This is a genomic window from Streptomyces parvulus (genome assembly GCF_014648855.1).
GTDB lineage: Bacteria > Actinomycetota > Actinomycetes > Streptomycetales > Streptomycetaceae > Streptomyces > Streptomyces parvulus.
The window spans coordinates 136,694-160,138 of record NZ_BMRX01000005.1 but is presented as its reverse complement, the minus strand read 5'-3'; the positions used below and the strand labels follow the sequence as shown (position 1 = coordinate 160,138).

Sequence of the window (23,445 nt, the reverse complement as noted above, 5' to 3'; positions counted from 1 at the left end):
CGGTGGCATCCGGGACGGCCGGGTCGATGTCGATCGATCCTCGCAGGTGGGGAGCGTATGGCGGGTGCCAGGGCCGGGGATGACGCCGTGCGGCTTGCGTGTGGGGCCAATATGGTGCCATGATGACGTCATGGACCTCACGCCGTATGTCGACCACCTTCGCCGCGAACTCGCGGTGGCCGCCGAAGCCGGCGGTGACGAAGCCCGCGAACTGGCCGAGCGGCTCACCGCGCCCCTGGAGTCGGCGACCAGGCTGACCATGCTCAACGTGCTCTCCGCCGCGATGGACGAGATCACCCGCGAACTCGCGCCGGGCTCGGTCGACCTGAGGCTGCGCGGTCTCGACCCCGACTTCGTGGTGACCGTGCCGCCCGCCGACGGCGGCGAGCCGGCGGACCCGGCCGGGCCGGCCGAACCTTTCAGGCCGCAGGCGCCCGCCGAGGGCGACGAGGGCGGCACCGCCCGCGTCAACCTGCGGCTGCCCGCCCACCTCAAGGCCCGCGCGGAGGAGGCCGCGAGCCGCGAGGGGCTGTCGGTCAACGCCTGGCTGGTGCGGGCCGTGTCCGCCGCCGTCGAGGGCGGCGCCCGACCCCGTACGGCCGAACGCACCCGCAACGTCGGACAGAGCTTCACGGGCTGGGTCCGCTAGCACCGGCGCGCGCCGCGCGCCCGCTCCACCTCATCCGCATCACGTCCCATCAGCGGGGACGATCCAACGACTCACGAGGGGGACAGCCATGCCTTCTTTTGACACTCCCGAACCGATCTCGGTCACCGCGCACGTGGAGGCCGGTTCCATCCAGTTCACGGCGGGCGACCGCACCGACACCGTCGTCGAGGTCCGGCCGCGCAACGAGAAGAAGGACGTGGACGGCCGGACCGCCGAGCAGACCGAGGTCACCTGCGCCGGCGGCGCGCTGACCGTCAGGACCCCCAAGGCCGGCCTGTTCGGCCGCTCCGGCACCGTCGACGTGACCGTCGAACTGCCCGCCGGCTCGCGCGTCGACCTGACCGGCGCCTGGACCCAGGTGCTCGGCGAGGGCCGGCTCGGCCAGGTCCGCGTGAAGGTCTCCTCCGGCGACGTCCGCTTCGACACGACCGGCCCGCTGCACCTGACGGCGTCCCACGGCTCGATCACCGTCGACCGCGTCGAGGGCCCCTCCGAGATCGCCACCAGCTCCGGCAGCCTGCGCGTCGGCCTGCTCGACGGCCCCGCCGTCCTGAAGAACTCGCACGGCACCACCACCGTCGGCACCGCCGTCGGCGAGCTGCGGGTCAACGGGGCCAACGGCGACATCGACGTCACCCGCGCCGAGGACTCCGTCACCGCCGCCACCGCCCACGGCACCCTGCGGGTGGGGCGGGTGGCCCGCGGCTCCGTCGAGCTGCAGACCAGCTACGGCGCCATCGAGATCGGCGTCGCCGAGGGCACCGCCGCCTGGCTCGACGTCAACTCCCGCTCGGGGCAGGTGCGCAACACGCTCACCTCGTCCGGCAGCCCGGAGGGGAGCGAGGAGGCCGTCGAGGTCCGCGCCCGCACCCGGCACGGCAACATCGACATCCGCCGCGCCCGCGACTGACGCCCGGGCCCCGGCGGCGGACCTACGCGGCGGTGCGCGCCGACACCGCCGGCCAGTGGGCCCGCAGCGTGCGCACCGTCTCCGCGATCGCCGGACGGCGTGCCGCGCCCGCCCGCCACAGCGCGTACAGGCGCCGCACGGGCATGGGGTCGAGCGGCACCTCCACCACCCCGGCCGGCAGCGGCCCGCGCCCCAGCCGGGGGATCAGGGCGACACCCAGCCCGGCCGCGACCAGGGCGACCAGGGTCGGGTTCTCGTCCGCCTGGTGCACGATGTCCGGCTCGTGCCCGGCGCCCCGCAGGGTCCGCATCAGCCAGTCGTGGCAGACCCGGCCGGGCGGCTGGCAGATCCAGCGCTCCCCGCCCAGCTCCGCGCGCCGGACGGCGGCCCGGCCCGCGAAGCGGTGCCCCGCGGGCACGAGCAGATCGCACAGGTCCTCGCCGATCGGCGCCTGCTCCACCCCCGCCGGGGCCGGCAGCGGGGCGATGTCCCAGTCGTGCGCCACCACCAGGTCGACGGCGCCCTTCGCCACCAGGTCCACGGACAGATGCGGGTCCACCTCGGTGAGCCGGGCGTCGAGAGCCGGATGGCGGGCGGCCAGGTCGGCCAGCACGGACGGCAGCAGACCGCGCGCCGCCGACGCGAACGCGGCCACCGTCAGCCGCCCCGACGGCACCCCGCGCCGCTCCTCCAGCCGGGTCTCCGCACGCTCCACCAGGGCCAGCAGCTCGGCGGCGGCAGCGGCCAGCTGCCACGCCTCGTCGGTGAGCCGGACCCCGCGCCCCTCCCGCTCCAGGAGCACCGTCCTGGTCTCCCGCTCCAGCTTGGCGATCTGCTGCGACACGGCGGACGGCGTGAACCCGAGCGCGGCGGCCGCCGCGCCCACCGTTCCGTACACGGACACGGCGTGCAGCGCACGCAGCCGCTGAAGATCGAGCACGGCGCCTCCCGAGGGCGGGACAGGAACAGCCGACGGCCTTGGAAGGGCCGACAGAAGCCTGAAACAATTAGCAGTACTTCATCCAACCATGCAGCAATCATCGCTGGTGCTACACGGTTCGGCGGCGCGATCCTCGACGCATGCGACCTTCCCACCTCCTCCTCGCCGTGCTCGTCGCCGCCGTCTGGGGCGTGAACTTCACGGTCATCGAGATCGGCCTCGGCCACTTCCCGCCGCTGCTCTTCTCCGCCCTGCGCTTCCTCGCGGCCGCGCTGCCCGCGGTCTTCCTGGTGGGGCGGCCCAAGGTCGCCTGGAAGTGGATCCTGGCGGTGGGGCTGGTGCTGGGCGTGGCCAAGTTCGGCCTGGTCTTCGTCGGTATGGACGCGGGCATGCCGGCCGGCCTGTCGTCCCTGGTCCTCCAGATCCAGGCGGTGTTCACCGCGGTGATCGCCGCCGCCGTCCTCGGCGAACGCCCCTCACGCGTCCAGGCGGCGGGCATGCTCGTCGCGCTGGCCGGCATCGGCGTGGCGGCGGCCGACGAGGGCGCCTCCGGCCCGCTGGGCGCCTTCCTGATGGTGGTCGGGGCGGCGGCCGCGTGGGGGCTGTCCAATGTCCTCACCCGCAAGGCGTCCCCGCCCGACGCCCTGAACTTCATGGTGTGGGTGTGCACCGTGCCGGTGCTGCCGCTGCTGGCCCTGTCCCTGCTGACGGAGGGTCCGGCCGCGGACCTCGCGGCGCTGCGCGGGCTCGACTGGCAGGGCGCGGGCACGATCGTCTTCGTGGCCTGGGTGTCGACCGTCTTCGGCTTCGGCGCCTGGGGCTGGCTGCTGCGCCGTCACCCCGCGTCGACGGTCGCGCCGTTCTCGCTCCTCGTCCCGGTCTTCGGAATGAGTTCGGCGGCCCTCTTCCTCGGCGAGGCGGTGACGCCCCTGCGCTGGTGCGCGGCGGCTCTGCTGGTGGGCGGGGTGGCACTGACGACGCTGACGGGGGCGCGGCGCGTCCCCGGCCGGATCCGCGCGCGGGGCGCGGCGCCCGTCCCGGCCGAGGGGGCGGCCACCCCGGCCCTCACGCCGCGTCGGTGAGCAGCCGGTTCAGGTGTTCGCGGCCGGCGGTCAGCAGCCCCGGCAGCGGGGCCGCCGACTCGTACCACCGCTTCTCGTACTCCCAGCACAGCCAGCCGTCCCAGCCGTGCCGGGAGAGGACGTCCACCACCTCGGTGAGCGGCAGCACGCCCGCGCCCAGCGCCAGCGGGGTGGTGTCCTCGGCGGAGGCGATGTCCTTGACCTGCACGTAGCCGAGGTGCGGGGAGAGCGCCGCGTACGACTCGACGGGCTGCTCGCCGCCCAGCCAGGTGTGCATCACGTCCCAGAGGGCGCCGACCCGGAGGTGCCCGACCAGACCGAGCACGCGCATCGCGTCGGCCCCAGTGCGGTGCGAGTCGTGGGTCTCCAGGAGGATGCCGACGCCCAGGTCGGCGGCGTACTCGGCGGCCGTGCCCAGCCGCCGGGCGGCGACCGCGTCCGCCTCCTCGGAGCTCTGCCCGGCGTCGCCGCCGGGGAAGACGCGGATGTACGGGGCGCCGAGGTCGCGGGCGAGTTCGAGCAGGCCGCGGACCTCCGCGAGGACCGGCTCGTCGTCACCGGGCGCGGCCACCCGCGCGTACCCGGCGAGGCCCAGCAGCTCCACGCCGGACGCCTTGAACTCGGCCGCCACCGCGGCCCGTTCGTCCGCGGAGAGGCCCGGGTGCACCGGTTCCTCCGGATGGGCGCGCAGCTCCACACCGTGGTAGCCGTGCGCGGTCGCGAGGCCCAGCACATCGGTCAGGGGCAGGCCGGGGACACCGAGGGTGGAGAACGCCAGCTTCATGACCACGGAGCGTACCCGGCGGGACGTTTCGCACTCCTGCCCACGCGTCGGGTGTCGGCGGGAGGCTCCGCGGACCTCCGCGCCTGCCCGGGCGGGTGCCTTCAGCTCGTCCGGCGTGGGGTGCTCAGCATCCAGTCGGGTCTCGGACGTGTGCTTTTCAGTCCCTCCGGCGGGGGGTGCTCAGCCCTCAGTCCCGACCCGGACGCGTGCTCTTCAGCCCGTCCGGCGTTTGAGGACGAGGCCGTTCAGGCCGAAGCGGGGGCGCGGGGGCGGCAGCCCCCGCCACGGCCGCACCGGGACACGGCACCAGGACACGCAACGGCACCTACCCCCGCGGCCCTCCGGAGGACCCCCGCACCATCAACTCCCCCCGCACCGTCGCGATCCCCCCGGCCGGCGCCTCCTCCCGGCCCATCGCCACCCGCCCGGCCCGCGCCCCCGCCTCCGCCAGCGGCAACCGCACCGTCGTCAGCGCCGGCACCGCGTCGATGCTGAACGGCAGGTCGTCGAAGCCGGCCACGGACACGTCGTCCGGGATCCGCAGCCCCGAGTCCCGCAGCGCCGCGCACGCCCCCAGCGCGACCGAGTCGTTCGCGGCCACGACCGCCGTCAGGGACGGGTCCCGGCGCAGCAGCTCCAGCGTCGCCTCGTAGCCGGACTGCCGGTCGTACCGGCCGTGGACCGTCCAGCGGGGGTCCTCCTCGATCCCGTGGGCGACCAGCGCCGCACGGTGCCCCTCCAGCCGGTGCCGGGTCGTCGTCCGCTCCCGGGGGCCGGCGATGTAGCCGAGCCGCCGGTGGCCGAGCCCGAGCAGGTGCTCGGTCAATTCCCGGCCGCCCCCGCGGTTGTCGAAGGTCAGCGCGACGGCCCCGGTCTCCGGTGCCGGCGGCCGCCCGCACAGCACCACCCGCGTCCCGGCCTCCGACAGCCGGCGCAGCTTCGCCGCCACCGCCGCCTGGTGCGCCGCGTCCTCCATCGCCCCGCCGGTCAGCACGACCGCCGCCGCGCGCTGCCGCTGGAGCAGCGTGAGGTAGGTCAGTTCGCGCTCCGGGGAACCGCCCGTGTTGCAGACGACCGCGAGCCGCTCGCCGCCCGCGCGGCCGCCGGGACCGCCGATCTCGGACTGGATCGCGCCGGCCATGATGCCGAAGAAGGGGTCGGCGATGTCGTTGACCAGGATGCCCACCAGGTCGGAGGTGGCCGCGGCGAGGGCGCTGGCCGGGCCGTTGAGCACGTAGTCCAGCTCGTCGACCGCCTTCAGCACCCGCTCGCGCGTGGTGGCGGCCACCGGGTAGTTGCCGTTCAGCACGCGCGACACGGTCGCGGGGGAGACCTGGGCGCGGGCCGCCACGTCCGCCAGTGTCACCGTCATGTCCTCGTCCTCCGCATCGCCCCTGTGCCGAACGCCGTCCCCGGTGACCTTACGGCCCCCGCACACCGCTGTTCGCCCCCTCGAACAACTCGCCCGCATCGCGGTCTTGTCCGGACCGCCGCCCACAGGCTAGCTTCGCTGTGTAGAAAGCGCTTGCTGCACGACTCGTCCCGAGGCTCGCCCCACGACTCGTCCCGCGGCTCGCGGCATCGCTCGTACGAAGGGAATGACGTGACACGCAAGACGGTGCGTATCGCCATGAACGGCGTGACCGGGCGCATGGGCTACCGCCAGCACCTGGTCCGCTCCATCCTGGCGCTGCGCGAACAGGGCGGCCTCGACCTCGGCGACGGCACCGTGCTGTGGCCCGAGCCGGTCCTGGTCGGCCGCCGCGAGCCCGCCCTGAGGGCACTGGCCGACCGGCACGGGCTCGACCACGTCTCCACGGACCTGGACGCGGTCCTCGCCGACGAGAGCGTCGACGTCTACTTCGACGCGCAGGTGACCTCGGCCCGCGAGGAGGCGATCAGGAAGGCGATCGCCGCCGGCAAGCACGTCTACACCGAGAAGCCCACCGCCACCGGCCTCGACGGCGCCCTGGAGCTGGCCCGCCTCGCGAAGGCGGCCGGCATCAAGCACGGCGTCGTCCAGGACAAGCTCTTCCTCCCCGGCCTGCTCAAGCTCAAGCGCCTCGTCGACGGCGGCTTCTTCGGCCGGATCCTGTCCGTGCGCGGCGAGTTCGGCTACTGGGTCTTCGAGGGCGACTGGCAGGAGGCCCAGCGCCCCTCGTGGAACTACCGCGCCGAGGACGGCGGCGGCATCGTCGTCGACATGTTCCCGCACTGGGAGTACGTCCTGCACGAGCTGTTCGGCCGCGTGACGTCCGTGCAGGCCCTCACCGCCACCCACGTCCCGCAGCGCTGGGACGAGAACGGCAAGCCCTACGACGCCACCGCCGACGACGCCGCCTACGGCGTCTTCGAGCTGGCGGGCGGCGCGATCGCGCAGATCAACTCCTCCTGGGCGGTGCGCGTCAACCGCGACGAGCTGGTCGAGTTCCAGGTCGACGGCACCGAGGGCTCGGCCGTCGCCGGCCTGCGCCGCTGCCGCGTGCAGCACCGCTCCGCCACCCCGAAGCCGGTCTGGAACCCGGACATCCCCGCCACCGAGGCCTTCCGCGACCAGTGGCAGGAGGTCCCGGACAACGGCGACTTCGACAACGGCTTCAAGGCGCAGTGGGAGCTGTTCCTCCGGCACGTCTACGCCGACGCCCCCTACCGCTGGGACCTGCTGGCCGGCGCCCGCGGCGTCCAGCTCGCCGAACTGGGCCTGCGCTCCTCGGCCCAGGGCCGCCGCCTCGACGTACCGGAGATCTCGCTGTGACCCTCCGACTGCCCGGCGCGGACGGCACCCTGCGCGCCCACGAACCGCGCACCGAGCCCCTCGCCGTCGTCCGGCACGGCGCAGGAAGCGCTTTCACGTCCCGTACGGTCTACTCGGCCGCGCACGTCGTCGCCGACCCGCTCGCGGACACCACCCCCGACTCGCCCGCCGCCGTCGACTGGGACGCCACCCTCGCCTTCCGCCGCCACCTCTGGTCCCACGGACTCGGCGTCGCGGAGGCGATGGACACCGCACAGCGCGGCATGGGCCTGGACTGGGCCGGCGCGGCCGAGCTGATCCGCCGGTCCGCCGCCGAGGCGAAGGCGTGCGGCGGCCGCGTCGTCTGCGGCGTCGGCACCGACCAGCTCACCACCGGCACCCTCGCCGAGGTCCGGGCGGCCTACGAGGAACAGCTCGCGCTCGTCGAGGAGTCCGGCGCCCGGGCCGTCCTGATGGCCTCCCGCGCCCTGGCCGCCGCCGCCCGCGGCCCCGAGGACTACCTGGAGGTCTACGGCCACCTCCTGCGCCAGGCCGCCGAACCCGTCGTCCTGCACTGGCTGGGCCCGATGTTCGACCCCGCCCTTGAGGGTTACTGGGGCTCGTCCGACCTGGACACGGCGACCGGCACCTTCCTGGAGGTCATCGCCGCCCACCCCGACAAGGTCGACGGCATCAAGGTCTCGCTGCTCGACGCCCGGCGCGAGGTCGACCTGCGCCGCCGGCTCCCGCGGGGCGTGCGCTGCTACACCGGCGACGACTTCCACTACCCGGAGCTGATCGCGGGCGACGAGCAGGGCTTCAGCCACGCCCTGCTCGGCATCTTCGACCCGCTGGGCCCGCTCGCCGCCGAAGCGGTGCGGCACCTGGACACCGGCGACACCGAGGGCTTCCGCGCCCTGCTCGACCCCACCGTCGAACTCTCCCGCCACCTCTTCCGGGCCCCCACCCGGTACTACAAGACGGGCGTGGTGTTCCTGGCCTGGCTGGCCGGCCACCAGAGCCACTTCACCATGGTCGGCGGCCTCCAGTCGGCCCGCTCCCTGCCGCACCTGGCCCGCGCCTACGAACTCGCCGACGGACTCGGCCTGTTCCCCGACCCGAAGCTCGCCGAGGCGCGCATGCGCACCCTGCTCGACCTGCACGGAGTGACCCAGTGAGCGACACCGCACCCGGCCTGGCCCGCTTCAGCGTCAACCAGATGACGGTCAAGCAGCTGACGCTGCCCGAACTGACCGCCGCCTGCCGCGACCTGGGCGTCGGCAACGTCGGCCTGTGGCGCGAACCGGTCCGGTCCTACGGCGTCGAGGCGGCGGCCAAGCTCGTCCGCGACGCCGGCCTGACCGTCACCACCCTGTGCCGGGGCGGCTTCCTCACGGCGGTCGACCCGGACGAGCGCGCCGCCGCCCTGGCCGACAACCGCCGCGCCGTCGACGAGGCCGCCGCCCTCGGCACCGACACCCTGGTCCTCGTCTCCGGCGGCCTGCCGGCCGGTCACAAGGACCTGCGCGCCGCCCGCGAACGCATCGCGGACGCGCTCGCCGAACTCGGCCCCTACGCCGAGCGGCACGGCGTACGGCTCGCCATTGAGCCGCTGCACCCCATGTTCGCCGCCGACCGCTGCGTGGTCTCCACCCTCGCGCAGGCCCTGGACCTCGCCGAGCGCTTCCCCGCCCACCAGGTCGGCGTCACCGTCGACACCTACCACGTCTGGTGGGACGACCGGGCGCCCGAGCAGATCGCCCGGGCCGGGGCGGGCGGCCGCATCCACACCTTCCAGCTCGCCGACTGGACGACGCCGCTGCCCGAGGGCGTCCTCAACGGCCGCGGCCAGATCGGCGACGGCGCCGTCGACATGCGGGAGTGGAAGGGGTACGTGGAGGCGGCCGGGTACACCGGCGCCATCGAGGTCGAGCTGTTCAACGAGGGGCTGTGGGCCCGCGACGGGCGCGAGGTACTGGCCGAGACCGCCGCCCGGTTCGCCGCGCACGCGGGGGACGCGGACCCGGAGGAAGCGGGGGACGCGGACCCGGAAAAATAAATCCGGCGACCCGTGCAACCCTTTCGGCACCCCGCGGGTCGTACCTGGCATCAGAACCCCTGTGGGGGGACCCGGGGGGGATTCACGGGGTTCTGAAGGGGAGGGGAAACCCGAGAGGGCCCGGTCGCGACCGGGCCCTCTCAAAGTTCCACACCGTACGAAGGGGTCAGAAGAAGACCCCGCACCGCAGCAGCACGTTCGCGTACGGCCGCGCCTCGCCGGTGCGCACCACCAGCCGCGCCCCCGCCGACAGCTCCTTGAGCCGCTCGTGCGGGACCAGGGTCAGGCCGGGGAAGTGGCCGTCGAGCAGCGCGGCGGCCCCGGCGTTGGCCTCCCGGACCTCGGCCGCCGCCGTCGCGCCCTCGACGACCAGCTCGGCGAGCAGCCCGTCCAGCACCTCCTCGAACGACGGCACCCCGGCGCGGAAGGCCAGGTCGACGAGGTACGGACCGTCCGGGACGGGCATGCCGGCGTCGCACACCAGGACCCCGTCCCCGTGCCCGAGGCCGGCGATCGCGCCGGCCAGCCGGCGGTTGAGTATCCCCGCCCTCTTCACAGCGCCTCGGCCTCCGCCGCCGTCGGGTACGACTCCTGCGCCCCCGGCTTCGTGACGGCCGCCGCGCCCACCCGGGCCGCGTACGCCGCCGCCTCGGCGAGCGAGTCGCCGGTGCCGAGCCGCCAGGCCAGCGCCGCGGTGAACGCGTCGCCCGCGCCCGTCGTGTCCACGGCCTCCACCTTCACCGACGGCACCCGCGCGACCCCGGCGCCCGACGCCACCAGCGCTCCCTCGGCGCCCAGGGTGACGACCACCGAGCGCGGCCCCTTGGCCAGCAGGATGCGGGCCCAGTCCTCGGGGCGCTCGCTGACCAGGGCGTCGCCGAGGATCACCCGCGCCTCGTGCTCGTTGACGATGAGCGGGTCGCAGGCCGCCAGCACCTCCGGCGGCAACGGCAGCGGCGGCGACGGGTTGAGCACGAAGCGGCTGTCCGGCGCCAGGCACCGGACCACCTCCACCACCGTCTCCAGCGGGATCTCCAACTGCGTCGAGACCACGCGGGAGGCGTGGAAGAGGCTGCCGGCGGCGCGCACGTCACCCGGCGTCAGCCGGCCGTTGGCGCCCGGCGAGACCACGATGCTGTTGTCCCCCGACGGGTCGACGGTGATCAGCGCGACGCCGGTCGGCGCCCCGCCCACCAGCACGCCGACCGTGTCGACCCCGGCCGCGCGCTGCGCGTCCAGCAGCAGTCTGCCGTGGCCGTCGTCGCCGACCCGGGCCAGCAGGGCCGTACGGGCGCCGAGCCGGGCGGCGGCCACCGCCTGGTTGCCGCCCTTGCCTCCCGGGTGGACGGACAGGTCGGAGCCGAGCACCGTCTCCCCGGCCGCCGGCCGCCGTTCCACGCCGATCACCAGGTCGGCGTTGGCCGACCCCACGACCAGGAGGTCGTAGTCGTACATCAGTCCTTCTCCGATCGAGTCAGTCCGGGCCGGGCCGCGCCCGGGTCAGCCCTCGAAGCCGGCCACGTTCTCCTTGGTGACCACCTTCACCGGCACCTTCACCGTCCGCTCCACCTTCTCGTCATCGGCCGCCTTCAGGGCGTTCCGCACGGCGATCCTGCCCAGTTCCCTCGGCTGCTGCGCCACGGAGGCGTACAGCGTTCCGGCGCCGACCGCCTTCAGACCGTCCGGAGTGCCGTCAAAACCGACCACCTGGACCGACTTGCCGGCCTTGGAGCCCAGCGCCTTGATCGCGCCGAGCGCCATCTCGTCGTTCTCCGCGAAGACGCCCTTGATGTCCGGGTGCGCCTGGAGCAGGTTGGTCATCACGTCCAGGCCCTTGGTGCGGTCGAAGTCCGCGGGCTGCTTGGCGACCACCTTGATGCCCGGGTACTCCTTGAGCCCGGCCGCGAAGCCCGCCCCGCGCTCCCGGCTGGCGGAGGTGCCCGCCTGGCCCTGGAGGACGGCGATGGTGCCCTTGCCGCCGAGCTTCTCGGCGAGCGCACGGGCGCCCAGCTTGCCGCCCTCGACGTTGTCGGAGGCGACCAGCGCGGCGGTCTCGGCGTCGTTCACACCGCGGTCGACGGCGATGACGGGGATGTCGTCCTTGTTCGCCGAGCGCACCGAGGGGCCCGCGGCGTCCGAGTCCACCGGGTTGACGATGATCGAGGACAGGCCCTCGCTGGTGAAGTTCTGCAGCTGGTTGGCCTGCTGGGAGGCGTCGTTCTGGGCGTCCGTGACCGTGAGGTCCACGCCCATCCTCTTCGCCTGCTCCTCGGCACCGTCCCTGATCTGCACGAAGAACGGGTTGTTCAGCGTCGACAGCGACAGCCCGACCTTCTTCGACGTGCCGCCCGAGGACCCGCTGTGCAGCAGCGAGGTCGCGCCGACCACGGCGACGGCGACGACGGCCGCGATGACGTACGTCAGCGCCTGCCTGCCCCGGTTCCCGCCGCCGGAGGTCCCGGCCGCCGGCGTGGTCGCGCCGGCCTTGCGCCGCAGGGTGTCCAGGAGCACCGCCAGCGCGATGACGACACCGATGACGACCTGCTGCCAGAACGCGGAGACCGACAGCAGGTTCAGGCCGTTGCGCAGCACCGCGAGGATCAGCGCGCCGATCAGCGTGCCGGACGCCTTACCGGTGCCGCCCGCGAGCGAGGCGCCGCCGATGACGACGGCGGCGATGGCGTCCAGTTCGTAGCCCTGCGCGGCCTGCGGCTGCGCGGAGGAGAGCCGGGAGGCGAGCACGATGCCCGCGGCGGCGGCGAACAGACCGGAGAAGGCGTAGATGGCGAGCTTCTGCCGCTTCACCCGCAGCCCGGACAGCCGGGCCGCCTCCTCGTTGCCGCCGATGGCGTACATCGAGCGGCCGATGTAGGTCCGCCCGAGGACGAACGCGGTGATCAGCCCCATCACGATCATCACCAGCACCGGCACGGGCAGCCACCCGCCGAGCGTGTCACCGAGGTGCGAGACCGAGTCCGGGAAGGCGATGGGCGAGCCCTGCGAGATGACCAGCGACAGACCGCGCCCCACCGACAGCATGGCGAGCGTCGCGATGAACGGCGGCAGCTTCCCGTACGAGATGAGGAAGCCGTTCACCAGGCCGCAGGCGATGCCCGTGGCGACGGCCAGGAGGACCGCCAGCGCGACCGGTATGCCGGCCTCGGTGGCGCTCCACGCCAGCACGGTGGCCGACAGGGCCGCGACCGAGCCGACCGACAGGTCGATGCCCGCCGAGACGATGACGAAGGTGACGCCGAAGGCGAGGATCGCCGTCACGGCCGCCTGGACGCCGACGTTGAGCAGGTTGTCGGCGGTCAGGAAGTCCCCGGAGAGCGCCGACATGGCGACGACGAGGACGATCAGCGCGGTCAGCGCGCCGTTCTCCAGCAGCAGGCGGCGCACACCGCCCGGGGCGCCCTGCGCGCCCGGCTTGCTCTTGAGCGTGTCAGTGGCCACGGGAGGCCTCCGTTCCGGTTCCTGGGGTGTGGGGGGTGCTGACGGCGAGTGCCATGACGGCGTCCTGGGTGGCCCGCTCGGCGGGGAGTTCACCGGCGACCCGTCCCTGGGCCATGACGACCACCCGGTCGCTCATGCCGAGCACCTCGGGCAGATCGCTGGAGATCATGAGTACGGCGGCACCGGCGGCCGTCAGCTCGTTGATCAGCTGGTAGATCTCGACCTTGGCGCCGACGTCGATGCCGCGGGTCGGCTCGTCGAGGATGAGCACCTTGGTCTCGGCCAGCAGCCACTTGCCGATGACGACCTTCTGCTGGTTGCCGCCGGAGAGGGTGCGCACGTGCTGCCCGAGCCCGGCCATCCGCACCCCGAGCTGCCCGGCGATCCGCTCGGCCGCCGCGTGCTGCCCCTTGAGGTCGACGAGCCCCGCGCGGGAGGTGGTCCGGAGGGTGACGAGCCCCAGGTTCTCCGCGACCGAGGCGTCCAGGACGAGCCCCTGCCCCTTGCGGTCCTCGGGCACGAGCCCGATCCCGGCGGCCATGGCGGCGTTCACGTCGTGCCGTCGCAGCGGAGCCCCCGCCACGTGCACGGTCCCGGCGTCGTAGGGGTCGGCGCCGAACACCGCGCGCACGACCTCGGTCCGCCCGGCGCCGACGAGGCCCGCGATGCCGACGACCTCGCCGGCCCGCACCTCGAAGCCGACGTCGTGGAAGACGCCGTCCCGGGTCAGCCCCTCGACCTTGAGCAGGGCCTCGCCCGTGTCGGTGCGTTCGCGCGGATACTGCTGCTCGATCGACCGGCCGACCATCAGCCGCACCAGCTCGTCCTCCGGGGTGGAGGCCGGTACCTGCCCGACGCTCCTGCCGTCCCGGATGACGGTGACGCGGTCGCCGAGGGCGGCGATCTCCTCCAGGTGGTGGGTGATGAACACGACGCCGACGCCGTCCTCGCGCAGCCTCCGCACGATCGCGAACAGCTTCTCGACCTCCTCGGAGGTCAGCACGGCGGTCGGCTCGTCCATGATGAGCACGCGCGCGTTCAGGCTGAGCGCCTTGGCGATCTCGACCATCTGGAGCCGCGCGATGCCGAGTTCCCGCACCCGCGTGCGGGGCGACACGCTCAGGCCGACCCGCTCCAGGAGCACCTCGGCGTCCGCGTCCATCCGCTTCCGGTCGATCATCCCGAGCCGGCGCGGCTGCCGGCCCAGGAAGATGTTCTCGGCGACGGTCAGGTCGGGGACGAGGTTGAACTCCTGGTAGATGGTGGCGATCCCGAGGCGCTCGGAGTCCTGCGCACCGTGGATGCGCACCTCCTCGCCGCCGGCCAGGATCCGCCCGGCGTCGGGGGTGTAGGCGCCGGAGAGCATCTTGATCAGCGTGCTCTTGCCCGCGCCGTTCTCGCCGAGGAGCACGTGCACCTCGCCCCGGCGCAGGTCGAAGTCGACGCTGTCGAGCGCGACCACGCCGGGGAAGGTCTTGCGGATGCCCTCGATGCGCAGCAACTCGTCCGGACTGCGGCTGCTCACGGCGTACTCCTTCGTACGGGGGACGGGTGTTCCTGGGGGTTCGCCTCGCCGCAGGAGCGGCGGACGACGAGCCGCGCGGGGAGGGCGACGGACGCGCCGGGCCGCCCCGCGATCCGGTCGACGAGCGCGCGCACGGCGGCCCGTCCGAGGTCGCGCGTGGGCTGGGCGATCGCGGTGACCGGCGGATCGGTGTGCACGAACCAGGGGATGTCGTCGAACGCGGCCAGCGCCATGTCCTCCGGCACCCGGAGCCCACGCGCGCGTACGGCGTCCAGGGCGCCGAGAGCCATCAGGTTGTCGGCGGCGAAGACCACCTCGGGCGGCTCGGGCAGGTCGAGGAAGCCCTCGGTGACCCGGCGCCCGCTGCCGGCCTGGAAGTCGCCCTGACCGATGTAGGCGGCCGGGAGGGGCAGCCCGTACGCGGCGAGCGCCTCGCGGAAGGCGTCGACGCGCTCGCGTCCGGTGGTGGTGGCGGCGGGCCCGGCGATGATCGCGAGCCGGCGGTGCCCGAGGCCGTGCAGATGGGCCACGAGGTCCCGCACGGCGGCCCGGCCGTCCGACCGGACGACCGGCACGTCGACGCCCGGGATCCACCGGTCGACGAAGACCATCGGCGTCCCGGCGCGCGCGGCGGCCAGCATGTGCGGGGAGCCGCCGTCGGTGGGGGAGACCAGGAGGCCGTCGATCCGGCGGTCCAGCAGCGTCGTGACGTGGTGGTCCTGGAGGTCGGGCCGCTCGTCGGCGTTGCCGATGATGACGCTGTAGCCGAGCGCGCGGGCCTCCTCCTCGACGGAGCGGGCCAGTTCCGTGAAGTACGGGTTCATGACGTCGCTGATGACCAGGCCGAGGGTGCGGGTCTGGTCGGTGCGCAGCGACCGGGCGACGGCGTTCGGGCGGTAGCCCAGCGTCTCGACGGCGGCCAGTACGCGCTCGCGCGCGGCGGCGCTGACCGACGGGTGGCCGTTGAGCGCGCGCGAGACCGTCGCGACGGAGACGCCCGCCTCGGCGGCGACGTCCTTGATGCTCGCCATCGCCGTTCCACCTCCTCGTGGAATCGATTACACGGAGGATTGGAAACGATTACACGGGTCGCGGGCAAGGGGGTGGGCCGCGCCGAGACCCAATCGTGATGGGGCCCGGCGCGGCGTTGGACAGGCGCCTAGCGCTTGAGCGTGAAGGTGAAGCCCTCCGTGAGCCGGGCGTCCAGCCGGACCGCGGAGACCACCCGCCCCTCCGCGGCCAGCCTCCCGACCTCGGACCGCGAGAGACCGCACCCTTCGGCGATGAGCCGCACGGGCCGGACGGGGATCCGCGCCGCGAAGCGGACCGCGACGTCGATCACCTCGCGGTCCAGGTGGTCCGCCCCGCCCGTGTCGAGCCGCCAGGCGCCCGTCCAGTCCAGGGCGACGCGGCTGCGGCGCAGGACGGCGGGGTCCTGGAGCAACTCCGCGGCCAGCAGCGGGTCGTTGGCGTGCAGCCGGTCCAGCAGTCCGGGCGGCACCGAGCGCACGCGCGTGCGCTCGAAGACCGTGAGCTTCGCGCTGTCCCCGCAGGTGGTGCAGAGCGCAAGGAGCCAGGCGTCGATCAGCTTGTGGTGGGCGTTGGCGCGGAACCTGCCGTTGGGCCGGAGGCGCCCGCCCCCGCAGGAACGGCAGCGGCGCAGGACGAGCGGCAGGCAAGTGGGCATGACGAACCAGTCGTTGAGCACAGGAGTACACCGGTTTCAGGTGAGAGGTCCGCAGCGGACAGCGGCACGGCGCACAGGTGCGACGCGCGACGGATCAGCACTCGGGGTGTCTCACGCGGTGTACAACGGCCCGCCCTTCGGCAGTCGACTCGGCCCGGCAGGAGGGTAGTTGCGCACGACGGCGCCGCTCCACCCGTTTTCCTCCGGGGGAGCGGCGCCGTCGTGCGGACCCGGCTCAGCCGAGGGCCGCCTCGAACATGCCGGCCTCGTAGGAGCCCCCCGCCTGGTGCGTGATCACGGCGAGCCGGTTGGCCGCGTTGATCAGGGCGACCAGGCAGATCAGCGCGGCGACCTGGTCGTCGTCGTAGTGCTTGCGCACCCGCGCCCAGGTCTCGTCGGACACGCCCTGGTGGGCGTCGGCGAGCCGGGTGCCCTCCTCGGCGAGGGCCAGCGCCGCCTGCTCGGCCTCGGTGAAGACGCTGGACTCGCGCCAGGCGGCGACCAGGTGCAGCCGCACCGCGCTCTCGCCGGCGGCGGCGGCCTCCTTGGTGTGCATGTCGATGCAGTGGCCGCAGCCGTTGATCTGGCTGGCCCGCAGCGAGACCAGTTCCTGGGTGGACCGCGGCAGGCCCGACTTGTGGAGCACCACGGCGGTACCCGCGAAGCGCTTGGCGAACCTGCCGCCGATCTCGTTCTCGAACAGGTTGAATCGGGTTTCCATGGTCCCGTCCTCACTCTCGGAGCCGCTTTGACGCACACAAGACGCCGCCGGCCCGGAGCCTGTGACGGGACACCGGTGTGACGAGGACCACCCGCGGCGGGTGTCACAGAACCGCCGCGGCCGGCGTCCTGTGCGCGTGACACCGTCGAAGGCGAACGAGCGGGAGCGACCGGCCATGAGCGAGCACGGCACGCACGGACAGGACGGCATCACCGGACCCGGCACCGGCGGCGGATCGGCGGACCCCGCCACCGAGGCCTTCGTCGCCCACCGCAACCTCCTCTTCACCGTCGCCTACGAGCTGCTGGGCTCGGCCGCCGACGCGGAGGACGTCCTCCAGGAGACGTGGCTGCGCTGGACGGGCGTCGATCTCGCCGAGGTGCGGGACCGGCGCGCGTACCTGGTCCGGATCACCACGCGGCAGGCGCTGAGCCGGCTGCGCACGCTCGGCCGCCGCAAGGAGTCCTACGTCGGCGAGTGGCTGCCCGAGCCGCTGCTCACCGCCCCCGACGTGGCCGAGGACGTCGAACTGGCGGACAGCGTCTCGATGGCGATGATGCTGGTCATGGAGACCCTGACACCGACCGAGCGGGCGGTGTTCGTGCTGCGCGAGGTGTTCGACCTCGGGTACGACGAGATCGCCGAGGCCGTCGACAAGAGCCAGGCCGCGGTCCGCCAGACCGCGCACCGGGCCCGCGCCCACGTGGCGGCCCGCCGTCCGCGCGGCGTCGTCTCCCGCGCCGAGAGCCGGGACGCGCTGGACGCGTTCCAACGGGCCGTGAACACGGGGGACATCCAGGGCCTGCTCGACATCCTCGCCCCGGACGTCGTCCTGCTGGGCGACGGCGGCGGCATCAAGCAGGCCGTCCTGCGGCCCGTCACCGGCGCCGACAAGGTCGCCCGCCTGCTGCTCGGCGGCCTGGTCAAGCTGCCCGTCGCGATGTCGATGGACCCGGCCCAGGTCAACGGCCACCCGGCCCTGCTGATCCGCCTCGACGGCGAACTGGACACGGTGATGGCCGTCCGCTTCGACGACGGCCGCATCTCGGGCCTCTACGCGGTACGCAACCCGGAGAAGCTCACCCGCATGGAACGGGAGACGACCCTGCACCGCTGACCTACCGGGGCTGGGGGAGCGCCTCTCCGGTCTCGAGCAGCGTCTTGAGCCCGGAGAGGAGGGCCGGCCAGCCGTGCTGGATCATCTGGCGCGCGGTGCTGCCGGCCTCGAACCCGTCGTGCACGACGGTCAGTTTGACCGTCCCGCTCCCCTCGAGATCCTCGATCTCGAAGGTGACCGTCGACCGCCGCTCGGCGGAGAGCTTGGCGAGGGTCCCGCCGTCGATCCCGTTGGCCTCGGCCCACTCGGGCGTGAAGGTGTGCCAGGTGTAGGCCAGCCGCCGGCAGGGATCGGACTCCAGCACCACCTGCTCGGGGTGCGCGGTCTCCTGGCCCCCCTCCTTCCAGACCATGGGCGACCCGCCCGCCCAGTCGGTGCCGAACTCCACCCCCCAGTAGCGCCGAGTGAACTCGGGATCGGTGAGCCCCTGCCACAGCCGCTCCGGCGTGGTCCTGATGTAGGTCGTGTACACGAACGCGTCGCCGTCCATGGCGGTGTCCTCCAGCACGTTCTTGAGATCGGCGAGTGCGCGCACCCGCTCCCGGTCGTAGCGGCTGATCCAGCGTTCGGCGATGGCGTTGATCGGCTCGGCGTTGAGGTAGTGCAGCTTCTCCCGGCCCCGCCGGACGGTGGTGATGAGGTTGGCGGCCTCCAACACCGCCAGATGCTTGCTGACCGACTGCCGGACCATGTCCAGCCCGGCGCACAGCTCGCGCAGGGTCTGCCCGTTGCGCGCGTTCAGACTGTCCAGCAGCCGCCGCCGACTGCCGTCCCCCAGCGCCTTGAAGACCTCGTCCATCTCCGCCTCTCTGACATGCAGCCTATTGGTTGCCTATAAGGTTAGGCAGCCAAGAGGCTGCATGTCAAAGGACGGGCACGCCGCCGCTGAGCAGGAGCCCTCCACATCCGGATGACGCACCGTGAACAACGGCCGCCGCTAGCCGTCCCTGCCGTACCTGCGGAACTCCGACGTCTCCACCGTCCACGCCCCGAACGGCACCGAGTCGCCGAAGATGTACGGCTCCTTGCTGCTGTAGCGGCCCCTGCACGGCTCGGAGTGCACCTCGATCGTGCCGGTGCGCGGATCGACGATCATGTAGTGCGGAATGCCCATGGCCGGGTAGTCGGCCAGTCTCTCGGCGTGGGCGTCACCCGAGCCCCCCTGTGAGGTGATCTCTACGGCGGCCAGCACTCGCTCCGCCTCGACAGCGAGGCCGTCTTCGTCGAGGGCGGCCTCGGGGATCACGACGGCATCGGGGCGCCGCAAACGGCCACGGGCGGCGTGTTCGACCAAGGGGCCGTTCACGCAGGTGAAGCCGGGGTGGGTGGCGGGAAGTTGCGACTCCACCTGCTTGCGGATGCGACGGACCGTCCCTTCGCGGCGCTTGGACGGGGCCGTCATGGCCAGGACTGGGCCAGAGGGGCCGATCTCGACGCGCCAGGTTCCTTCGAGCCGTTCCGCGTACGTCTCAAGATCTTCGGCGATGGCGCGCATCGTCGCGTAGTCCACGTCGGGAGCGTACTGAAACCGGCCTCCGCCCACCCCTGTCACACCCCACCGGTACCGTCGACCCATGCCCACCCAGCCCTCCGCGGCCCCCGGCGGCGAGCGACGGCTCGCCGTGCTCGAAGGCGTTCTGGAACGCATCACGTACGCCAACGAGGAGAACGGCTACACGGTCGCCCGAGTCGACACCGGCCGGGGTGCCGGGGATCTGCTGACCGTCGTGGGCGCGCTGCTGGGCGCGCAGGCGGGGGAGTCGCTGCGGATGGAGGGGCGCTGGGGGTCGCACCCCCAATACGGCAAGCAGTTCCACGTGGAGAACTACACGACCCTCCTGCCGGCCACCGTCCAGGGCATCCGGCGCTACCTCGGCTCCGGCCTGGTCAAGGGCATCGGGCCGGTCTTCGCCGACCGCATCACGCAGCACTTCGGGCTGGACACGCTCGCCGTCATCGAGGAGGAGCCCAAACGCCTCATCGAGGTCCCGGGCCTCGGCCCCAAGCGGACCAAGAAGATCGCCGACGCCTGGGAGGAGCAGAAGGCGATCAAGGAGGTCATGCTCTTCCTCCAGAGCGTCGAGGTGTCGACGTCCATCGCGGTCCGCATCTACAAGAAGTACGGCGACGCGTCCATCTCCGTCGTGAAGAACCAGCCCTACCGGCTCGCCGCCGACGTCTGGGGCATCGGCTTCCTCACCGCGGACAAGATCGCGCAGTCCGTCGGCATCCCGCACGACAGCCCGGACCGGGTGAAGGCGGGACTCCAGTACGCGCTCTCGCAGGCCACCGACCAGGGGCACTGCTACCTCCCCGAGGAGAAGCTCATCGCCGACGCGGTCAAGCTGCTCCAGGTGGACACCGGCCTCGTCATCGAGTGCCTCGCGGAGCTGGCGGCCGAGCCCGGGGAGGACGGCGACGACCCCGGCGTGGTGCGCGAGCGGATCCCCGCCCCGGACGGCGGCGACCCCGTCACCGCCGTCTACCTCGTCCCCTTCCACCGCGCCGAGCTGTCCCTCGCCGCCCAGCTGCTCCGCCTCCTGCGCACCGGCGAGGACCGGATGCCGGGCTTCCGGGACGTGGCGTGGGACAAGGCGCTCGGGTGGCTGAAGCGGCGCACGGGGACCGACCTCGCGCCCGAGCAGGAGGCCGCCGTGAAGCTGGCGCTCACCGAGAAGGTCGCCGTCCTCACCGGCGGTCCCGGCTGCGGCAAGTCCTTCACCGTGCGCTCGATCGTGGAGCTGGCGCGGGCCAGGAAGGCCAAGGTGGTGCTCGCCGCCCCGACCGGCCGCGCCGCCAAGCGCCTCGCCGAGCTGACCGGCGCCGAGGCGTCGACCGTGCACCGGCTGCTGGAGCTGAAGCCGGGCGGCGACGCCGCCTACGACCGGGACCGGCCGCTCGACGCCGACCTGGTCGTGGTCGACGAGGCCTCCATGCTCGACCTGCTCCTCGCCAACAAACTGGTGAAGGCCGTCCCGCCGGGCGCCCACCTGCTCCTGGTCGGGGACGTCGACCAGTTGCCCAGCGTCGGCGCGGGCGAGGTGCTGCGCGACCTGCTCGCCGAGGGCGGCCCCGTCCCCTCGGTCCGGCTCACCCGCGTCTTCCGGCAGGCCCAGCAGTCGGGCGTGGTCACCAACGCCCACCGCATCAACGCCGGGCAGCACCCCGTCACCGACGGCATGAAGGACTTCTTCCTCTTCGTCGAGGACGACACCGAGGAGGCGGGCCGCCTCACCGTGGACGTCGCCGCCCGCCGCATCCCCGCCAAGTTCGGCCTCGACCCGCGACGGGACGTCCAGGTCCTCGCTCCCATGCACCGCGGCCCGGCCGGCGCGGGCACACTGAACGGGCTGCTCCAGCAGGCCGTCACCCCCGGCCGCCCCGACGTCCCGGAGAAGCGGTTCGGCGGCCGCGTCTTCCGGGTCGGCGACAAGGTCACCCAGATTCGCAACAATTACGAGAAGGGTGAGAACGGCGTCTTCAACGGCACCGTGGGCGTGGTCACCTCGCTCGACCCGGTGGACCAGCGCCTCACCGTACTGACGGACGAGGACGAGGAGGTTCCGTACGAATTCGACGAACTGGACGAACTGGCCCACGCCTACGCGGTGACCATCCACCGCTCGCAGGGGAGCGAGTACCCGGCGGTCGTCATCCCCGTGACCACCGGCGCCTGGATGATGCTCCAGCGGAACCTGCTGTACACGGCGGTCACCCGGGCCAAGAGGCTGGTCGTCCTCGTCGGCTCCCGCAAGGCGATCGGACAGGCGGTGCGCACCGTGTCGGCCGGCCGGCGCTGCACGGCGCTCGACTTCCGGCTGACGGGCCCTCGCTCGTGAAACCTTCCGGTAAACCTCCGGCCTCTGTGAAAAAAATGATCGATCAAACGAGTCGGAAAGGTCACAGAGCACTTCCGGAAGGGGGAAAGAGGGGGCAGGATGAGCAAGTTGGCGGCACTGAGTGCCGCCGATAGGCCCGATGGTCGACCCCGAGTGCACTCTCCTGAGCCAAGTGGGGGATGGTAGAGACAGTCAGGGCACCTCGAAGATGAGGCACTACGTCGGTGAGGGAAGACGTGAGCGAGCACACCAACAACTCGGTAGTACTGCGGTACGGCGACGACGAGTACACCTACCCGGTGATCGACAGCACCGTCGGTGACAAGGGCTTCGACATCGGGAAGCTCCGCGCCCAGACCGGTCTGGTCACGCTGGACAGCGGATACGGCAACACCGCCGCCTACAAATCCGCCGTCACGTACCTGGACGGCGAGGCCGGCATCCTCCGGTACCGCGGCTACCCGATCGAGCAGCTGGCCGAGCGCTCCTCCTTCGTGGAGGTGGCCTACCTGCTGATCAACGGCGAGCTGCCCACCGTCGACCAGCTCTCCTCGTTCAAGGACGACATCACGCAGCACACCCTGCTGCACGAGGACGTCAAGAACTTCTACAAGGGCTTCCCGCGCGACGCCCACCCGATGGCCATGCTGTCGTCGGTGGTCTCGGCGCTGTCGACCTTCTACCAGGACAGCCACAACCCCTTCGACGAGCGCCAGCGCAACCTCTCCACCATCCGGCTGCTCGCCAAGCTTCCGACGATCGCCGCCTACGCGTACAAGAAGTCGATCGGCCACCCGTTCGTCTACCCGCGCAACGACCTCGGCTACGTCGAGAACTTCCTGCGGATGACCTTCTCCGTGCCGGCGCAGGAGTACGAGCTCGACCCGATCGTCGTCTCCGCCCTGGACAAGCTGCTGATCCTGCACGCGGACCACGAGCAGAACTGCTCGACCTCCACGGTCCGCCTGGTCGGCTCCTCGCAGGCCAACATGTTCGCCTCGATCTCGGCCGGCATCAACGCCCTCTGGGGCCCGCTGCACGGCGGCGCCAACCAGTCGGTGCTGGAGATGCTGGAGGGCATCCGCGACGCGGGCGGCGACGTCGACTCCTTCATCCGCAAGGTGAAGAACAAGGAGGACGGCGTCCGCCTGATGGGCTTCGGCCACCGGGTCTACAAGAACTTCGACCCGCGCGCCAAGATCATCAAGGCCGCCGCCCACGATGTGCTCTCCGCCCTCGGCAAGTCCGACGAGCTGCTGGACATCGCCCTGAAGCTGGAGGAGCACGCGCTCTCCGACGACTACTTCGTCTCGCGCAGCCTCTACCCGAACGTCGACTTCTACACCGGTCTGATCTACCGGGCCATGGGCTTCCCGACCGAGATGTTCACGGTCCTGTTCGCCCTCGGCCGCCTTCCGGGCTGGATCGCCCAGTGGCACGAGATGATCAAGGAGCCGGGTTCCCGCATCGGCCGTCCGCGCCAGATCTACACCGGCGTCGTCGAGCGCGACTTCGTCCCGGTCGAGGAGCGCTGAGCCGCAAGGCACCCCCGCACGCGCATTCCGGAGAGTCCCGTGCCGCCCCGAGCGGTACGGGATTTTTTGGTGGCCGTCCCGGCTGGGACGGCGGCCCCGGCTGGGACTCGGTCCCCGGGAACAGCAGAAGGCGCCCTGGCGCCGGTCCCCCCACGGGCCGACGATCCAGGGCGCCTTCCCATGTCCCGGTGCGGATTCCCCCCACGGGATCCGGCCGGGCGTCTGTGAGGACAGCGCCTGAATTCGCTGTGTCGTGCTGTGTACATCCTTACGGCCATACGTCCCCGTACGTCCGTACCTGTCGTGCGGTCTGCCGGGACAGCGCACGCCCGGGAGGGCCGCTCAAAGCTTCCCGGTGTACGTGCCCCGGCAACGCAGCTCTGGGA

General features: G+C 72.6%; 21 protein-coding genes. 9 read left to right on the top strand and 12 right to left on the bottom strand.

The features are described from left to right. The first annotated feature begins 130 nt into the window (after positions 1 to 130). On the top strand, positions 131 to 649 hold the full coding sequence (locus IE108_RS10785) for a toxin-antitoxin system HicB family antitoxin (protein WP_064727981.1): 519 nt from the start codon (positions 131 to 133) through the stop codon (positions 647 to 649). 88 nt (positions 650 to 737) lie between these two features. Beyond that, positions 738 to 1,580, top strand: a complete 843-nt coding sequence (locus IE108_RS10780; RefSeq protein WP_064727980.1) for a DUF4097 family beta strand repeat-containing protein — start codon at positions 738 to 740, stop codon at positions 1,578 to 1,580. A 22-nt stretch (positions 1,581 to 1,602) separates the two neighbouring features. Here IE108_RS10780 and IE108_RS10775 read toward each other — a convergent pair whose 3' ends face one another. After that, positions 1,603 to 2,520 carry a LysR family transcriptional regulator gene (locus IE108_RS10775; RefSeq protein WP_064727979.1) on the bottom strand — a complete coding sequence of 306 codons (918 nt, stop codon included), beginning with the start codon at positions 2,518 to 2,520 and terminating at the stop codon, positions 1,603 to 1,605. Positions 2,521 to 2,660: 140 nt separating this feature from the next. Between IE108_RS10775 and IE108_RS10770 the strand changes: the two genes are divergently transcribed. Beyond that, positions 2,661 to 3,602 (top strand): EamA family transporter, encoded by a 942-nt coding sequence (locus IE108_RS10770; RefSeq protein WP_064727978.1) that lies wholly within the window; start codon positions 2,661 to 2,663, stop codon positions 3,600 to 3,602. On the opposite strand, the gene IE108_RS10765 is transcribed toward IE108_RS10770, so the two are convergent. After that, a complete protein-coding gene (locus tag IE108_RS10765) occupies positions 3,586 to 4,386 on the bottom strand; it encodes a sugar phosphate isomerase/epimerase family protein (protein ID WP_064727977.1) in 801 nt (266 codons plus the stop codon). The two genes, IE108_RS10770 and IE108_RS10765, sit on opposite strands and share 17 nt — an antisense overlap. Positions 4,387 to 4,711: 325 nt before the next feature. Beyond that, on the bottom strand, positions 4,712 to 5,758 hold the full coding sequence (locus IE108_RS10760) for a LacI family DNA-binding transcriptional regulator (protein WP_064727976.1): 1,047 nt from the start codon (positions 5,756 to 5,758) through the stop codon (positions 4,712 to 4,714). Between the two features lie 231 nt (positions 5,759 to 5,989). Between IE108_RS10760 and IE108_RS10755 the strand changes: the two genes are divergently transcribed. The 3 genes from IE108_RS10755 to IE108_RS10745 are packed head-to-tail and all read left to right on the top strand — an operon-like array spanning position 5,990 to position 9,179. After that, entirely contained in the window at positions 5,990 to 7,141 is a 1,152-nt protein-coding gene (locus IE108_RS10755) for a Gfo/Idh/MocA family protein (RefSeq protein WP_064727975.1), read from the top strand. Next, positions 7,138 to 8,298: a dihydrodipicolinate synthase family protein gene (locus IE108_RS10750; RefSeq protein WP_064727974.1), complete on the top strand. Its 1,161-nt coding sequence runs from the start codon at positions 7,138 to 7,140 to the stop codon at positions 8,296 to 8,298. The genes IE108_RS10755 and IE108_RS10750 overlap by 4 nt, the downstream gene beginning before the upstream one ends. Before the next feature lie 41 nt (positions 8,299 to 8,339). After that, a complete protein-coding gene (locus tag IE108_RS10745; RefSeq protein ID WP_189397634.1) occupies positions 8,340 to 9,179 on the top strand; it encodes a sugar phosphate isomerase/epimerase family protein in 840 nt (279 codons plus the stop codon). 166 nt (positions 9,180 to 9,345) lie between these two features. Here the strand turns inward: IE108_RS10745 and rbsD are convergent, their stop codons facing one another. The 7 genes from rbsD to IE108_RS10710 form a co-directional block, all read right to left on the bottom strand. Beyond that, complete coding sequence (gene rbsD, locus IE108_RS10740) at positions 9,346 to 9,735, bottom strand: D-ribose pyranase (protein WP_064727972.1); 390 nt, start codon at positions 9,733 to 9,735, stop codon at positions 9,346 to 9,348. After that, positions 9,732 to 10,634, bottom strand: a complete 903-nt coding sequence (locus tag IE108_RS10735; protein ID WP_064727971.1) for a ribokinase — start codon at positions 10,632 to 10,634, stop codon at positions 9,732 to 9,734. The genes rbsD and IE108_RS10735 overlap by 4 nt, the downstream gene beginning before the upstream one ends. Positions 10,635 to 10,679: 45 nt before the next feature. After that, positions 10,680 to 12,635: an ABC transporter permease/substrate-binding protein gene (locus IE108_RS10730; protein WP_064727970.1), complete on the bottom strand. Its 1,956-nt coding sequence runs from the start codon at positions 12,633 to 12,635 to the stop codon at positions 10,680 to 10,682. After that, on the bottom strand, positions 12,625 to 14,160 hold the full coding sequence (locus tag IE108_RS10725; RefSeq protein WP_064727969.1) for a sugar ABC transporter ATP-binding protein: 1,536 nt from the start codon (positions 14,158 to 14,160) through the stop codon (positions 12,625 to 12,627). Before IE108_RS10725 ends, IE108_RS10730 begins: the two co-directional genes overlap by 11 nt. After that, a complete protein-coding gene (locus tag IE108_RS10720; RefSeq protein ID WP_064727968.1) occupies positions 14,157 to 15,191 on the bottom strand; it encodes a LacI family DNA-binding transcriptional regulator in 1,035 nt (344 codons plus the stop codon). Before IE108_RS10720 ends, IE108_RS10725 begins: the two co-directional genes overlap by 4 nt. A 128-nt stretch (positions 15,192 to 15,319) precedes the next feature. Further along, positions 15,320 to 15,847, bottom strand: coding sequence for a DUF1062 domain-containing protein (locus IE108_RS10715; protein ID WP_064731764.1), 528 nt, complete (start codon positions 15,845 to 15,847; stop codon positions 15,320 to 15,322). A gap of 235 nt (positions 15,848 to 16,082) precedes the next feature. Then, on the bottom strand, positions 16,083 to 16,568 hold the full coding sequence (locus tag IE108_RS10710) for a carboxymuconolactone decarboxylase family protein (RefSeq protein ID WP_064727967.1): 486 nt from the start codon (positions 16,566 to 16,568) through the stop codon (positions 16,083 to 16,085). Between the two features lie 130 nt (positions 16,569 to 16,698). Here IE108_RS10710 and IE108_RS10705 point away from each other — a divergent pair, with 130 nt between their 5' ends. Beyond that, positions 16,699 to 17,685: an RNA polymerase sigma-70 factor gene (locus tag IE108_RS10705; protein ID WP_107420161.1), complete on the top strand. Its 987-nt coding sequence runs from the start codon at positions 16,699 to 16,701 to the stop codon at positions 17,683 to 17,685. Between the two features lies 1 nt (position 17,686). Here IE108_RS10705 and IE108_RS10700 read toward each other — a convergent pair whose 3' ends face one another. After that, complete coding sequence (locus tag IE108_RS10700) at positions 17,687 to 18,484, bottom strand: ArsR/SmtB family transcription factor (RefSeq protein ID WP_064727965.1); 798 nt, start codon at positions 18,482 to 18,484, stop codon at positions 17,687 to 17,689. Between the two features lie 138 nt (positions 18,485 to 18,622). Continuing rightward, on the bottom strand, positions 18,623 to 19,195 hold the full coding sequence (locus tag IE108_RS10695) for a Uma2 family endonuclease (RefSeq protein ID WP_189397614.1): 573 nt from the start codon (positions 19,193 to 19,195) through the stop codon (positions 18,623 to 18,625). 64 nt (positions 19,196 to 19,259) lie between these two features. Here IE108_RS10695 and recD2 point away from each other — a divergent pair, with 64 nt between their 5' ends. Then, positions 19,260 to 21,524, top strand: coding sequence for an SF1B family DNA helicase RecD2 (recD2, locus tag IE108_RS10690; RefSeq protein WP_064727964.1), 2,265 nt, complete (start codon positions 19,260 to 19,262; stop codon positions 21,522 to 21,524). Positions 21,525 to 21,748: 224 nt separating this feature from the next. Beyond that, the gene (locus tag IE108_RS10685; RefSeq protein ID WP_185832363.1) at positions 21,749 to 23,059 is read left to right on the top strand and encodes a citrate synthase; all 1,311 of its coding nucleotides are present in this window, start codon (positions 21,749 to 21,751) and stop codon (positions 23,057 to 23,059) included. Positions 23,060 to 23,445 lie beyond the last annotated feature (386 nt).

What these genes read in the sequence shown, in the direction of transcription:
- IE108_RS10785 (WP_064727981.1), top strand. Translation starts at nt 131, where the DNA reads ATGGACCTCACGCCGTATGTCGACCACCTTCGCCGCGAACTCGCGGTG.
- IE108_RS10780 (WP_064727980.1), top strand. Translation starts at nt 738, where the DNA reads ATGCCTTCTTTTGACACTCCCGAACCGATCTCGGTCACCGCGCACGTG.
- IE108_RS10770 (WP_064727978.1), top strand. Translation starts at nt 2,661, where the DNA reads ATGCGACCTTCCCACCTCCTCCTCGCCGTGCTCGTCGCCGCCGTCTGG.
- IE108_RS10765 (WP_064727977.1), bottom strand. Translation starts at nt 4,386, where the DNA reads ATGAAGCTGGCGTTCTCCACCCTCGGTGTCCCCGGCCTGCCCCTGACC.
- IE108_RS10760 (WP_064727976.1), bottom strand. Translation starts at nt 5,758, where the DNA reads ATGACGGTGACACTGGCGGACGTGGCGGCCCGCGCCCAGGTCTCCCCC.
- IE108_RS10745 (WP_189397634.1), top strand. Translation starts at nt 8,340, where the DNA reads ATGACGGTCAAGCAGCTGACGCTGCCCGAACTGACCGCCGCCTGCCGC.
- IE108_RS10735 (WP_064727971.1), bottom strand. Translation starts at nt 10,634, where the DNA reads ATGTACGACTACGACCTCCTGGTCGTGGGGTCGGCCAACGCCGACCTG.
- IE108_RS10720 (WP_064727968.1), bottom strand. Translation starts at nt 15,191, where the DNA reads ATGGCGAGCATCAAGGACGTCGCCGCCGAGGCGGGCGTCTCCGTCGCG.
- IE108_RS10715 (WP_064731764.1), bottom strand. Translation starts at nt 15,847, where the DNA reads ATGCCCACTTGCCTGCCGCTCGTCCTGCGCCGCTGCCGTTCCTGCGGG.
- IE108_RS10710 (WP_064727967.1), bottom strand. Translation starts at nt 16,568, where the DNA reads ATGGAAACCCGATTCAACCTGTTCGAGAACGAGATCGGCGGCAGGTTC.
- IE108_RS10700 (WP_064727965.1), bottom strand. Translation starts at nt 18,484, where the DNA reads ATGGACGAGGTCTTCAAGGCGCTGGGGGACGGCAGTCGGCGGCGGCTG.
- recD2 (WP_064727964.1), top strand. Translation starts at nt 19,260, where the DNA reads ATGCCCACCCAGCCCTCCGCGGCCCCCGGCGGCGAGCGACGGCTCGCC.